We start from the raw sequence: 11969 nt of genomic DNA on the forward strand, positions 1-11969 counted from the left end.
TCAAATAAATGATATCCATTCTCACCTTTGTTTACAACAAATTGACAGATTAATTCCAATTACGAAAAGCAAACTAAAACATCGATTGTTACGTAACTAAGTCAATTGCAATCGGGGAGATGAAACATGAAAACAGGGCTACTTTGGTTTGGGCAGGATTTGCGTGTGTCTGATCACACCTTGCTAGCACAAGCGGCGGCGGAGATGGATTACCTAATCTGTGTCTATTGCTTTGAGCCGGAACGCCAATGCCCGAGCCGCTATGCTACCCAAGGCCCCGGCAACCAACGCACTGCCTTTCTGATGGATGCCTTGCAGGATCTGGAAGTCGCTCTCGGTAAACGGGGTCAGACCCTCTATGTGAGCGAGCAGTCGGCTTACGTGGCATTGAACCATCTGTTTGATATTTTGCCGATTTCCCATCTCTACCGAAACTTTCACCCCGGTATTGACGAGCGCCGCACCCTAGACAAGCTGCAACAGGCCTACCCAGATGTACGTTTGCGTTTGGGCTATGATTTGTCTTTGTTCCGTCGCGAGCAGCTGCCCTTTGATGTGTCAGAATTGCCGCTGACGTTTTCATCCTTTCGACGTAAAGTCGAAGATCTCGCGGTCAATCATCCGTTGCCAGCTCCCGAAACCTTGCCCGCCCCCTTAGAAGTGCATTCGTTACTGGTCAAACCTTGGGATGCCTACCCACAGCAATGTCAGCCTCCCTTTGAAGGGGGCGAGCGGGCAGCACTTACCCATATGAGTGATTATTTTGCGACGAATTTGCCGTCTTATTACAAAGAGGTGCGCAATGCGCTAGACGGCTGGGAGAACTCCACCAAATTTTCCCCATGGCTCGCCCACGGCAACCTATCACCTCGACAAATCACGGCCTGCTTAGATGCCTACGAGCGGGACCATGGCGCCAATGACTCGACCTATTGGATCTATTTCGAATTACTCTGGCGAGAATATTTCCATTGGTATGCCGCCCGTTTTGGTGTTGCTTTGTTCCGCCGTACCGGTATCACTGGTAAAGGGGAACTCGGCAGTTACTATCCAGAACGCTTCCGCAAATGGTGCGAAGGCAATACCCCTTACCCGATCGTCAATGCTTGTATGAAACAGTTGAACGAAACCGGCTTTATGAGCAATCGCGGTCGTCAGCTTGTGGCCAGTTGCCTGATTTACGAGCTTGGTATCGACTGGCGCTACGGGGCGGCCTATTTCGAGCAAAAGCTGGTCGACTATGATGTGGGCTCCAACTGGGGCAACTGGCAGTACATCGCTGGAGTGGGGGCTGATCCCCGTGGTGGGCGTCATTTCAATTTGGAAAAGCAAACCCAAATGTACGACCCAGAACAGCGCTTTATCCGCAAATGGCGCGGGGAAGTATTTGATCGGCAACTGGACTCGGTGGATGCGGCCGATTGGCCGATTTCTCCCTAAACAACGCCGCCACAATGCAAGATCGCCCTATTCTCGTCTGGCTGAAACGAGATCTGCGTCTAACGGATCACGAGCCGCTTCTATATGCAGCAAGCACTGGCAAGCCAGTGTTATTGCTGTATCTATTTGAGCCTATGTTGCTGGATGACCCCCACTATGATGAGCGCCACTGGCGCTTTGTGTGGCAGTCGTTAACGGATTTAAATCGACAGCTTACCGGCGTAGGGGCGGCGGTTCATATCCGACAGGGAGAGGCACTAGAAACGTTAGAAAAACTCTATCAAGATATTCGGTTTGATAGTATCACTAGCACCGAAGAGATTGGCCTGAACAACACCTTCGCTCGGGATAAGGCCGTCGCGGCGTGGTGTACGGATCACCAGATAGATTGGCGGGAGTTTCCCTGTGGTGCCGTCATTCGCGCCCTTTCCCATCGAGAGGATTGGGATAAACGCTGGCAAAAGACCATGCGTACTCCTATCACCCCGATTCCGCTTGATCAAATACCATGGTTGTCCATCGGACAACCTGAACTTCATCTCCCCGAGGCCTGGCAAACGCCACAAAAAGGCATGCAAACCGGCGGCCCAACCTTGGCTTGGCAGACTCTTCACAGCTTTTACGACGGTCGCGGGCAAGACTATTACCGCTCCATTTCAAGCCCATTAACCAGCCGCTCTGCGTGTACGCGGCTTTCCCCCTATCTGACTTGGGGAAATATCAGCCTACGGGAAGTGTATCAGGATCTCCTCAGCCGTTGGCAGACGCCCGGCTGGCGTCGCACCCTAGTGGCACTTAGCTCGCGCCTACATTGGCATTGCCACTTTATGCAGAAGTTTGAAAGCGAGTGCGAGATGGAGTTTCGCCCCGTCAACCGCGCCTATGAAGCCTTTCCCTACCGACAGGATGATAGAGTAGACGCAGACCTTCTAGCTTGGATGCAAGGGGAAACCGGCGTACCCATGATTGATGCCTGCATGCGTGCCCTGTATCACACCGGCTATATTAACTTTCGTATGCGCGCCATGCTGGTGAGCTTTTTAACCCATCATTTGAACATCGATTGGCGTCTTGGGGTGCATCATCTGGCGCGTTTGTTTCTCGACTTTGAACCGGGCATCCACTACCCCCAATTTCAAATGCAAGCCGGCATCACCGGTGCCAACACCATTCGTATTTACAACCCGGTGAAACAAGCAGAAGACCAAGACCCGGAAGGCACTTTTATTCGCCGCTGGGTGCCAGAGCTAAAAGAAGTGCCAGCTCCGTTAATCCATACCCCGTGGGATATGTCCCCCATGGAGGAAGGTCTGTATCAGTGTGAACTCGGGAAAGACTACCCAAGACCCATTGTGGATTTGAAACTGGCCGCAAAAGAAGCCCGGGATCGGCTCTGGGGCTTTCGTAAAAACGAGCAAGTGCAGCAGGAAAAATACCGCATCCTCGCCACCCATGTGCGCCCACCTAACGCCCGAGAAAAAGCCCGTCGTGCCGCCAAACGTAAGGAATCTGAATCCCCATGACAGACGATTTGCCTCGCTACCACACTCTGCGCCTTATCCTCGGTGACCAGCTCAATGCTCGACACTCTTGGTTCCAACAAAAAGATTCCGGCGTATTGTACCTGATCGCAGAACTGCACCAAGAAACCGGCTATGTGGTGCACCATATTCAAAAGCTGTGCGCCTTCTTCGCTGCCATGGAACACTTTGCCATAGCACTTCGCCAAGCGGGTTTTCAAGTGCTGCACCTCACCTTGGACGACACACAGCAAGATGTCGACCTACCTGCATTGTTAACCCGACTGGCGCAGCAATATGACGTTGATCGGATCGAGTACCAGCGCCCCGATGAATATCGTCTGGCCCAGCAAATAGCCGACTTTTCTGTACAGAGTGCAGTTCCAGTATTCATGGTTGAATCCGAGCATTTTCTACTCCCGTTCGACGACATTCCTCGCTATTTCAAACCGAAAACCGCTGTACGCATGGAGCACTTTTACCGCAAAATGCGCCAGCGCTTTCAGGTTTTGATGAATGCCGACAATGAGCCAGAAGGGGGAAAATGGAACTACGATGCCGCCAACCGCAACAAGCTCAAACCAGCGGATTTAGCCGCGATACCGGCGCCACTGTGCTTTGCGAATGATGTGAGCCATATCCTTGCAAGGCTTAAACGTCACAAGGTCAAAAGCCTTGGCAAAGCGGAAGAAGACCTGCTTTGGCCAGTGACACGCAAGCAAAGTAAAGACTTACTAACGTATTTTTGTGAACAGTTACTTCCACTCTTTGGCACCTTTCAGGATGCCATGACCGCTAAGTCAGAGCATAAATGGAGCTTATACCACTCCCGGTTATCCTTTGCCCTAAATGCCAAAATCCTCCACCCCATGCAGGTGATTCAAGCCGCGGTCAATTCCTATCGGGACAACCCCAACATCGACATCGCCCAAGTGGAAGGCTTTGTGCGTCAGATTCTTGGTTGGCGGGAATACGTGCGCGGTATGTACTGGGTCAATATGCCGGATTATCTGGCACAAAACGCTCTCGACGCACAGCGGGATTTACCGGACTATTTTTGGACCGGTGCAACCAAGATGAACTGCCTGCGCCACGCCATCGGCCAGTCTCTCGACACCGCCTACGCCCACCATATTCAACGCCTAATGGTCACCGGCAATTTCTGCTTGCTGACCGAAATCGAACCGCAACAAGTGGACGCTTGGTATCTCGGCATCTACGTGGACGCCCTAGAATGGGTGGAACTGCCCAATACCCGCGGCATGAGCCAATTCGCCGACGGCGGCTGGATCGCCTCCAAACCCTACGCAGCAAGCGGCGGCTACATGCAAAAAATGAGCGACTACTGCACCGGCTGCCATTACCAAGTCAAAGAAAAAACCGGCCCCCGCGCCTGCCCACTCAACAGCCTCTACTGGCACTTTATGGTCAAACACCGGGATCGCCTCGCCCGCAACCCCCGCATCGGCATGATCTACGGAAACTGGGACAAACAAAACGAAGAACAAAAACGGCTGGTGCTGGAGCGAGCAGAGTGGTGTTTAGAGAATTTGGGGGAGTTGTAAGTTAGAGACGATTACATCGTTTTCCTAATAATGGACAAAAGATGCCTTGAAAGTTATCTTTTATGATAACTAGAGGTGCTAATATGAGTCTGAAAAATCTGAAACAACGTGCTTTACAAGATCCAGCCGTTCAACAGGAATACGATAAGCTGGCAGGCGAGTTTCGCCTCATAGATCAACTATTGATGATGAGAACGCAAGCCGGATTGACACAAGAGCAAGTCGCCGAGCGCATGCAGACTCAGAAAAGCAACATCAGTCGCTTAGAAAAGGGAAACGCCAACCCAAGCTGGTCAACCCTTTTAAAGTACGCACATGCCTGTGGGTTTGAGTTAACGCTTTCTTCACACAAAGTGAATTGACCTCAGAATCAACCGGTTAAGAGAGAAATTTCAAACTTGATTAGGACTAACACAATGCCTAAATGGATTCTTGGGGGTTTCATTATCTTTTCCCTTACCGGCTGTGGCAGCGACTCAGATGAGCCTCAAGGAATGTCATTCGACGGCTTTACGACGACTGAACTCACCGACGCAGAAAAGTCAGCCGTTATTGCCCAAGTCGAAACAGTGATTGGTAAACCTTACCTCTGGGGAGGTCAGTCTGAATCCGAAGGCTTTGATTGTTCTGGCTTATTAGTCTGGGCGTACAACAAAGCCAAATTACTCGGCTGGAAGTGGCAAGACCGCTTGGTTGAGGACGTTACGGCACAAACCATGTACGAATATAACTCGGTGCATGTTTTTACGATTACAGAGCTAGAGCGTGGCGACTGGATTTTCTTTGATACCGACAAGAATGGGGTCAAGGAACACATGAGCATCTTTTCTCATATTGATGACCAAAGTCGTGTTTGGGTATGGGATGCCTACTCCGTTGCCAATGCCGTCTCATTTCGCCCAGTTGAAAACTTCTACAGTAAAAAACCAACCTTCGCTAAGCCAATGAGAGTGGAAAAGCGTTAGGCGTGGATCAGCCATCAGACATCAAACGCCTCATCCAGCGTAATTTCCCCATTTTGGCTCAAGCTGTGCTCCGATAAGTAAATCAACTTTAGTAGCGCCAAGGGCATCTGTTGTTCGCCGTTGGCTCTTACATGTTGCACTGTATTCACTTCCTTATTAGAACGACACTCATCGAATTTCATATCACTAGGTTTATCAATCTTCATAATGACTCCAAAGTCGGAGAACTTTTACGACCTGCTCAGTATCTAGCACCTGATAGACGATGCGGTGCTGAATATTGATTCGGCGTGAGCAGGCTCCCGTTAGGTCGCCAACAAGGTTTTCAAAAGGCGGGGGCTTGCGGTAGGGGTCTTCTGCTAGCAAATCTAGCAATTTCTGAGCTTTGGCTTTGAGCCCGCTAGATGCCAGTTTTTTGGCGTCTTTCTGAGCTTGCTTGGTATAAACCAACTTCCATGTCACCAGTCCAACTCCTCTTCACATTCTTCGATTGGGGTATCCATCCCCTCGCGAATAGACTCCCGCATGCCCGGCACAGAGAGTAGATATAGCGTTTCTTGAATGGCCGCCCAATCTTCCTCGGACACCAATACAGCGTTGTTCCTTTTCCCCAAAATAGAAATGGGATGATGAGTTTCTGCCGCCTCGTCAATGAGGCGATAAAGGTTGCTGCGGGCCTCTGTTGCGGTAATCCCCATAATGACGCACCTCTTTGATCAATTTTCCACCAAATTTTACGCCACTAATAACGTACGTCAATACGCACGTTTTAGTACTTCCAAATTGTGCGCTCTACATCATTCATTCAACTATTGCTTATTTTGCGATCAGAACATACACTTTTGTAATACAATGTTGTACAAAGGTGGTCATATGAGATCAGAAATGCTCAGTGCTCGTATTGATGCTGATACAAAAGCGGCGTTTACCAGTGTCTGTGATCAAGTCGGTTTAAGCCCTTCACAAGCCATCAAGTTATTTGCAAAAGCGGTGATTAATCACGGAGGATTGCCGTTTGAAGTAAAGGTTGTGAAACCGAATAAAACGACGGCAGCAGCGATACAAGAATTAGTCGATGGAAATGGCAGTAAAGCCGAGTCAGTCAGCGCTTTGCTACATGAGCTTACGGATGGCAAAACGGACAATGTATCATCTTGAATACTCAACCCGATTCAAAAAAGATTTTAAGAAAGTAGACAAGATGGCTATCCCCGATATCCTAGAAGTTGGGAATGTCATCTCTCAATTACAAAGAGGGGATGCCTTAGCGCCACACAATATTGATCATGCGCTAACTGGAAATTGGTTGGGCTTTAGGGACTGCCATATTAAGCCAGACTTGGTCTTAATTTATCGCATCCATAAGGAATCACTGCAGCTAGCCCGAATCGGCAGCCACAGTGAGATTTTTTGAACTTTGTAGGAAATAGCACCGTGTCCAAATGGATTTTATTGCCTACTCCATATCCAACGGCAGGAGATAATCTACGCCCTACCACTCCTATAAGCCTTATGATACCATCTTCGCCACATAGTCGGGGGGCAGTGATGCTGAGATCGCGCAAGCGAGACCCGTTGAACCTGATGCAGTTAACACTGACGTAGGGAACTATGGAGCACGCTAGGCGCGAACTCTGTCCACATTGGCGAGTTACGTCCCTGCTCTTGGTGTGTCTCCCTGTTTCCCTATGTCTTGGGGAAACATTATGCCAACTACACCTATCATTTTAAGCATTGCCGGTTCCGATAGCGGCGGCGGTGCGGGTATTCAAGCGGATATCAAAGCCATTTCTGCCACCGGTGGGTACGCTTGTACGGTAATCACCGCCACCACCGCGCAAAACACGCTCGGCGTTACGGACGTTCACCCTATTCCCATCGCCCATATTGAGGCTCAGTTGGATGCGGTTTTTTTCGATCTGGACATTCAAGCAGTAAAGATTGGGATGCTGGCGGACAGTGCCATTATTCAGGTGGTCGCCGAGAAACTGCGCCACTATGCACCGCGCCACGTCGTACTCGATCCGGTCATGGTCGCCACCAGTGGGGATTTGCTGTTACAGCAAGAAGCCATTGCCACATTAAAAGAGGCACTGCTGCCCCTCGCGACCGTGATCACGCCAAACTTGCCGGAAGCCGCCACGCTGTTAGATTGCACCACTCCCCATTCCTATCAGGAAATTGAAGCGCTGATCCCAGAACTGCAACAGCTAGCCACTCCAGCAGTATTGCTAAAAGGTGGGCATTTACAGGACCAAGCAGACAGTACGGATTGGCTAGTTCGCGCCAGCGGGGTGCAAACCTTTTTGGCGCCGCGGATCAATACCCACAATACCCACGGCACCGGCTGCACCTTGTCGGCAGCGATTGCCTCTTATCTTGGGCAAGGAAACGACCTAGAGACAGCAATTACGCTGGCAAAACAGTACCTTACCGGAGCCCTCGTCGCGGCGGATCAACTCCACATTGGCAAAGGTCACGGCCCTGTCCATCACTTTTACCAACAAAAAGGGTAAGTGATGGTTTCTGGCTTCGGTATCCATATTCGGGTTGATCAACTGCGCTACCCGCCCGCAGCTCCCGTGTTAGCCGACTTGGATTTGCCATTGGCGGCGGGGCAATGGACCTGTCTGCTCGGGCGGAGCGGCTGTGGTAAAACGTCGATTTTGCGGCATCTGGCGGGGTTACTCGACAACGCCGAGTGGCAAGGAGCGCTACGCACGCATCCGACTCACCGCTTAGCGGGCAATATTGCCTATATGGCGCAACAGGATCTGCTGCTGCCTTGGCTATCCGTGCTGGACAATGTTTGCCTCACCCAACGTCTACAGGGACAACCTTTGCATCAAGCTATCCGAGAGCAAGCCATGCATCTGCTTGAACAAGTTGGACTTGCTGACAAAGCTACTAGTTGTCCTCATGCCTTGTCTGGCGGCATGCGACAACGGGTGGCGCTGGCGCGTACTTTGATGCAAGACCGCCCCGTTGTCTTAATGGATGAGCCGTTTTCTGCCCTAGACGCGGTGACACGTCACAAACTACAAGGGTTAGCATTTGCTTTACTGCAGGGAAAAACGGTCTTGCTGGTGACCCATGATCCCCAAGAAGCGGTGCGCTTAGGACATCATATTTTTATTATGGAAGGTCGGCCAGCTACGGCGCGCCCGTTACTGGATCTAACGGGCACACCACCAAGAGAGATAAATGCCGCCAGCGCACAAGCCCAACGTCATATCCTTGAACGATTAGGAGGTGACCATGCTTGAGCTACTTACCCGCGCTTCCCAGACGCGCCCCCTGCGGGCGAAAGCGCTAGTACGTATCTTGGTCACCCTATTAATATTGTTGGCTGTATGGCAAGCGGTGATCGAGATTTGGGCACTGCCGACATTTATTCTGCCTCCACCCCTAGCGGTGTTAGATGTGCTAATCCAGCGCTGGCACGTGCTGGCAAAACACGCTTGGGTCACGGCGCAAGAAGTCTTGCTTGGCTTAGTATTCGGTGTGGCAGCAGGGCTGTTCTTCGCTCTGTTGATGCTGTTGTTCCGGCCAGTTAAACGCTGGCTGTTGCCCATCCTGATAGCAAGCCAAGCCATTCCCGTGTTCGCCATCGCGCCGATTCTGATGCTATGGCTGGATTATGGGATTGCCTCAAAAGTAGCCATGGCCGCCATTATTATTTTCTTTCCTGTCACCACTTGCTGCTTCGATGGCTTGCGCAGTACTCCCCAAGGCTATCTCGACCTCGCTCGAACCTTAAATGCAAGTCGTTGGCGTACCCTTTGGCATATTCAACTCCCGGCGGCCCTACCGGCATTAGGTTCTGGCCTGCGCGTCGCAGTGGTGATTGCCCCCATTGGGGCGGTCGTCGGTGAGTGGGTTGGTTCTAGTGCAGGGCTGGGCTATCTGATGCTACAAGCCAATGCCCGCATGATGATCGCTGACATGTTCGCCGCCCTGTTCATTCTGTCTCTGTTTTCGGTCGCGCTGTATTTCAGCGTGGATTGGTTATTAAAACGTTGCCTACCATGGCACTCTCAATAAGGATATCGACCCTATGACGATACGTTACCGCATCGGTGCAACCGCACTTATCGGACTCTCGGCTAGCTCGGCTCTGTTTGCCGCCGAACAGGAACTCAGCCTGATGTTGGATTGGTTTGTGAACCCCAACCACGGCCCCATCATCATTGCCCAAGAAAAGGGCTATTTCGCTGAACAAGGCCTCGAAGTGACGATTCAGGAGCCCGCTGACCCCACCATGCCTCCCAAATTGGTAGCGGCAGGCAAAATAGATTTAGCGATCTCCTATCAGCCAAACTTAACCATCGATGTGGCCGCAGGTTTACCACTAATCCGCTCAGCGACATTGATTGCAACACCACTCAATACCTTGATGGTGATGGATGAGAGCAAGATCACCTCGCCGGCGGATTTGCAAGGTAAGAAAATCGGTATCGCAGTAGCGGGCACGGAAGAAGCCACCGTCGGCACCATGCTTAGGCATCATGGTGTGGCTTGGGAAGACGTAGAAATTATCAATGTGGGCTGGTCATTATCGGCGTCGTTAGCCTCTGGCAAGGTGGACGCTATTTGGGGCGGCTTGCGCAATTTCGAAACCAACCAATTGAAGCTAGAGAACTACGAAGCCACCGCCTTTTTCCCAGAGGAACACGGTGTGCCGGCTTACGATGAATTGGTGTTTGTGGCCCACCGGGACAATCACGACCGCGCTGCCTTGCAAGCCTTCAATAGCGCCTTAGAACAAGCCACGACTTACATCATTAATCACCCAGACGCTGCTTGGGAGGAGTTCATTGCCTACTCCCCAGACACTCTCGACAACGAACTCAATGCCCTCGCCTGGCAGGATACGCTGACGCGCTTCGCTTTGCGTCCGGCGGCGATTGATCTGGCCCGTTATGATCAATACGCCGAGTTTATGTTTCACCACGGCATTATCGACACTCTGCCTAAAGCGGTAGATTACGTCCCCAACCTGAATCAGGAGACCCCATGAACCTAGCAACCATCTGTAGTGCCCTCCAAACCCTACGGGAGCAAAAACCACTGGTGGTGAATCTGACCAACTATGTGGTAATGAACAACTCCGCTAATGCCTTACTGGCAGTCGGTGCTTCCCCCATTATGGCTCACTCCCGGGCCGAGATGCAGGAGATGATGAGCTTTGCCGGTGCGCTGGTTATCAATATCGGTACCTTAGATGAGGTCTGGATCGAGCGTATGGCGTGGGCCATCGAATGTGCGAATCGAGCTGGCAAGGTCGTCGTGCTCGATCCGGTTGGTTGCGGTGCAACGACGCTGCGTACTGACACCGCGCGCCGCTTTGCATCCTTAGCCGAGCGTTTGATCGTGCGTGGCAATGCATCTGAAATTATTGCTTTGGCGGGTGCCGCTTCCCAAAGTAAAGGGGTGGATGCGCTAGACACCAGCGATGCAGCCTTAACCGCCGCGAAACAACTGGTGGAACAATATCAGGCCCAAGTGGTCATTTCCGGTGCCACTGACTACGTAGTCGGTATCGACGCAACCTATGCTTTGCACAACGGTCACCCAATGATGACCCAAGTAACTGGTACAGGATGCTCCTTAAGCGCCATTACGGGTGCGTTTGCCGCTATCGGCGAAACCAGCGGTGCTGCTGCCGCTGCGATCATGGGCGTTGCCGGTGAGCTGGCGGCAGAAAACGTAACGGGGCCCGGAAGCCTTCAGGTCGCGTTGCTTGATGCCTTGTATCAACTGGATGAAGCGACCCTCACCTCACGACTTAAACTGACCACGTTGTAAGCATAGGAAAATACCATGTCACCCTACGAACTCTACCTTGTTACCGATGATAATCAGGACCTAGATACCTTGATAAACGTCGTCACTCAAGCGGTTGCCGGTGGGGTGACCATGGTGCAATTACGGGAAAAGCACCATAACGTGCGCGACTTTCTCTACCGGGCGTTGGCGATTCAGCCGATTTTACGGGCCAATAACGTGCCCCTTATTATCAATGATCGAGTGGATGTCGCCCTCGCTGTTGATGCTGACGGGGTACATCTGGGACAAAGTGATATGCCGGTAGCGTATGCCCGCCGCTTACTTGGCCCAGACAAATTGCTGGGGTTGTCGATCGAGAGTTGGGCGCAGCTAGAACAAGCGAAACACTTGCCTATCGATTACATCGGGCTTAGCGCCATTTACCCTACTGCCACAAAAACCGATACCCAATACCACTGGGGATTAGAAGGACTGAATGCTGCCTTGGCAGACTACGACAAACCTATCGTTGCCATTGGCGGAATCCGCCCCGACAACCTGGCCGCCGTAGCCGCTACTGGCGTACACGGCATCGCGCTGGTTTCCGCGATCTGCCATGCGCCAGACCCACAGCAAGCGACTCGGGCAATTATCAGCATAATTCAACAAAGTCGAGCTTGTATGTCACCTTAATGACGTGACAACTGAGT

General features: G+C 51.6%; 16 protein-coding genes and 1 riboswitch. Of the genes, 13 read left to right on the forward strand and 3 right to left on the reverse strand.

Annotated elements, in window-relative coordinates; translation table 11 throughout:
• Positions 1-126: 126 nt before the first annotated feature.
• The 5 genes from FJM67_RS05605 to FJM67_RS05625 all read left to right on the forward strand — a co-directional run bounded on the left by FJM67_RS05605 (position 127) and on the right by FJM67_RS05625 (position 5490).
• Positions 127-1440, forward strand: coding sequence for a DASH family cryptochrome (locus tag FJM67_RS05605; RefSeq protein ID WP_140587699.1), 1314 nt, complete (start codon positions 127-129; stop codon positions 1438-1440).
• A complete protein-coding gene (locus tag FJM67_RS05610; RefSeq protein WP_235889991.1) occupies positions 1422-2963 on the forward strand; it encodes an FAD-binding domain-containing protein in 1542 nt (513 codons plus the stop codon). The genes FJM67_RS05605 and FJM67_RS05610 overlap by 19 nt, the downstream gene beginning before the upstream one ends.
• Positions 2960-4525, forward strand: coding sequence for a cryptochrome/photolyase family protein (locus tag FJM67_RS05615; protein WP_140587701.1), 1566 nt, complete (start codon positions 2960-2962; stop codon positions 4523-4525). The genes FJM67_RS05610 and FJM67_RS05615 overlap by 4 nt, the downstream gene beginning before the upstream one ends.
• An 83-nt stretch (positions 4526-4608) precedes the next feature.
• A complete protein-coding gene (locus FJM67_RS05620) occupies positions 4609-4887 on the forward strand; it encodes a helix-turn-helix domain-containing protein (protein ID WP_140587703.1) in 279 nt (92 codons plus the stop codon).
• A gap of 54 nt (positions 4888-4941) precedes the next feature.
• Positions 4942-5490 (forward strand): NlpC/P60 family protein, encoded by a 549-nt coding sequence (locus tag FJM67_RS05625; RefSeq protein WP_140587704.1) that lies wholly within the window; start codon positions 4942-4944, stop codon positions 5488-5490.
• A 14-nt stretch (positions 5491-5504) separates the two neighbouring features.
• Here FJM67_RS05625 and FJM67_RS05630 read toward each other — a convergent pair whose 3' ends face one another.
• From FJM67_RS05630 to FJM67_RS05640, 3 genes are read right to left on the reverse strand one after another with little or no spacing between them, the layout of a single operon-like run.
• On the reverse strand, positions 5505-5696 hold the full coding sequence (locus FJM67_RS05630; RefSeq protein WP_140587706.1) for a hypothetical protein: 192 nt from the start codon (positions 5694-5696) through the stop codon (positions 5505-5507).
• Positions 5686-5952: a Txe/YoeB family addiction module toxin gene (locus FJM67_RS05635; RefSeq protein ID WP_140587708.1), complete on the reverse strand. Its 267-nt coding sequence runs from the start codon at positions 5950-5952 to the stop codon at positions 5686-5688. The genes FJM67_RS05630 and FJM67_RS05635 overlap by 11 nt, the downstream gene beginning before the upstream one ends.
• Complete coding sequence (locus tag FJM67_RS05640) at positions 5949-6188, reverse strand: type II toxin-antitoxin system Phd/YefM family antitoxin (protein ID WP_456237909.1); 240 nt, start codon at positions 6186-6188, stop codon at positions 5949-5951. The genes FJM67_RS05635 and FJM67_RS05640 overlap by 4 nt, the downstream gene beginning before the upstream one ends.
• A gap of 175 nt (positions 6189-6363) precedes the next feature.
• Here FJM67_RS05640 and FJM67_RS05645 point away from each other — a divergent pair, with 175 nt between their 5' ends.
• The 8 genes from FJM67_RS05645 (at position 6364) to thiE (ending at position 11952) form a co-directional block, all read left to right on the forward strand.
• Complete coding sequence (locus tag FJM67_RS05645; protein WP_140587712.1) at positions 6364-6648, forward strand: type II toxin-antitoxin system RelB/DinJ family antitoxin; 285 nt, start codon at positions 6364-6366, stop codon at positions 6646-6648.
• A gap of 43 nt (positions 6649-6691) precedes the next feature.
• Positions 6692-6904, forward strand: a complete 213-nt coding sequence (locus FJM67_RS05650; RefSeq protein ID WP_235889992.1) for a type II toxin-antitoxin system YafQ family toxin — start codon at positions 6692-6694, stop codon at positions 6902-6904.
• Positions 6905-7016: 112 nt separating this feature from the next.
• A riboswitch (TPP riboswitch) is annotated at positions 7017-7115 on the forward strand.
• Positions 7116-7196: 81 nt separating this feature from the next.
• Complete coding sequence (thiD, locus tag FJM67_RS05655) at positions 7197-8006, forward strand: bifunctional hydroxymethylpyrimidine kinase/phosphomethylpyrimidine kinase (RefSeq protein ID WP_140587715.1); 810 nt, start codon at positions 7197-7199, stop codon at positions 8004-8006.
• 3 nt (positions 8007-8009) lie between these two features.
• A complete protein-coding gene (locus FJM67_RS05660; RefSeq protein ID WP_140587857.1) occupies positions 8010-8756 on the forward strand; it encodes an ABC transporter ATP-binding protein in 747 nt (248 codons plus the stop codon).
• Entirely contained in the window at positions 8749-9534 is a 786-nt protein-coding gene (locus tag FJM67_RS05665; RefSeq protein ID WP_140587717.1) for an ABC transporter permease, read from the forward strand. Before FJM67_RS05660 ends, FJM67_RS05665 begins: the two co-directional genes overlap by 8 nt.
• A 13-nt stretch (positions 9535-9547) precedes the next feature.
• Positions 9548-10510: an ABC transporter substrate-binding protein gene (locus tag FJM67_RS05670; RefSeq protein WP_140587719.1), complete on the forward strand. Its 963-nt coding sequence runs from the start codon at positions 9548-9550 to the stop codon at positions 10508-10510.
• Positions 10507-11298, forward strand: a complete 792-nt coding sequence (gene thiM / locus FJM67_RS05675; protein ID WP_140587721.1) for a hydroxyethylthiazole kinase — start codon at positions 10507-10509, stop codon at positions 11296-11298. Before FJM67_RS05670 ends, thiM begins: the two co-directional genes overlap by 4 nt.
• Positions 11299-11313: 15 nt before the next feature.
• Positions 11314-11952, forward strand: a complete 639-nt coding sequence (thiE, locus tag FJM67_RS05680) for a thiamine phosphate synthase (protein WP_140587723.1) — start codon at positions 11314-11316, stop codon at positions 11950-11952.
• The last annotated feature ends 17 nt before the right edge of the window (positions 11953-11969 follow it).

The sequence above is a fragment of the Maribrevibacterium harenarium genome (genome assembly GCF_006385675.1).
Lineage (GTDB): Bacteria > Pseudomonadota > Gammaproteobacteria > Pseudomonadales > Marinomonadaceae > Marinomonas > Marinomonas harenarium.

What these genes read in the sequence shown, in the direction of transcription:
- FJM67_RS05605 (WP_140587699.1), top strand. Translation starts at nt 127, where the DNA reads ATGAAAACAGGGCTACTTTGGTTTGGGCAGGATTTGCGTGTGTCTGAT.
- FJM67_RS05615 (WP_140587701.1), top strand. Translation starts at nt 2,960, where the DNA reads ATGACAGACGATTTGCCTCGCTACCACACTCTGCGCCTTATCCTCGGT.
- FJM67_RS05620 (WP_140587703.1), top strand. Translation starts at nt 4,609, where the DNA reads ATGAGTCTGAAAAATCTGAAACAACGTGCTTTACAAGATCCAGCCGTT.
- FJM67_RS05625 (WP_140587704.1), top strand. Translation starts at nt 4,942, where the DNA reads ATGCCTAAATGGATTCTTGGGGGTTTCATTATCTTTTCCCTTACCGGC.
- FJM67_RS05630 (WP_140587706.1), bottom strand. Translation starts at nt 5,696, where the DNA reads ATGAAGATTGATAAACCTAGTGATATGAAATTCGATGAGTGTCGTTCT.
- FJM67_RS05640 (WP_456237909.1), bottom strand. Translation starts at nt 6,188, where the DNA reads ATGGGGATTACCGCAACAGAGGCCCGCAGCAACCTTTATCGCCTCATT.
- FJM67_RS05645 (WP_140587712.1), top strand. Translation starts at nt 6,364, where the DNA reads ATGAGATCAGAAATGCTCAGTGCTCGTATTGATGCTGATACAAAAGCG.
- FJM67_RS05650 (WP_235889992.1), top strand. Translation starts at nt 6,692, where the DNA reads ATGGCTATCCCCGATATCCTAGAAGTTGGGAATGTCATCTCTCAATTA.
- thiD (WP_140587715.1), top strand. Translation starts at nt 7,197, where the DNA reads ATGCCAACTACACCTATCATTTTAAGCATTGCCGGTTCCGATAGCGGC.
- FJM67_RS05660 (WP_140587857.1), top strand. Translation starts at nt 8,010, where the DNA reads ATGGTTTCTGGCTTCGGTATCCATATTCGGGTTGATCAACTGCGCTAC.
- FJM67_RS05665 (WP_140587717.1), top strand. Translation starts at nt 8,749, where the DNA reads ATGCTTGAGCTACTTACCCGCGCTTCCCAGACGCGCCCCCTGCGGGCG.
- FJM67_RS05670 (WP_140587719.1), top strand. Translation starts at nt 9,548, where the DNA reads ATGACGATACGTTACCGCATCGGTGCAACCGCACTTATCGGACTCTCG.
- thiM (WP_140587721.1), top strand. Translation starts at nt 10,507, where the DNA reads ATGAACCTAGCAACCATCTGTAGTGCCCTCCAAACCCTACGGGAGCAA.
- thiE (WP_140587723.1), top strand. Translation starts at nt 11,314, where the DNA reads ATGTCACCCTACGAACTCTACCTTGTTACCGATGATAATCAGGACCTA.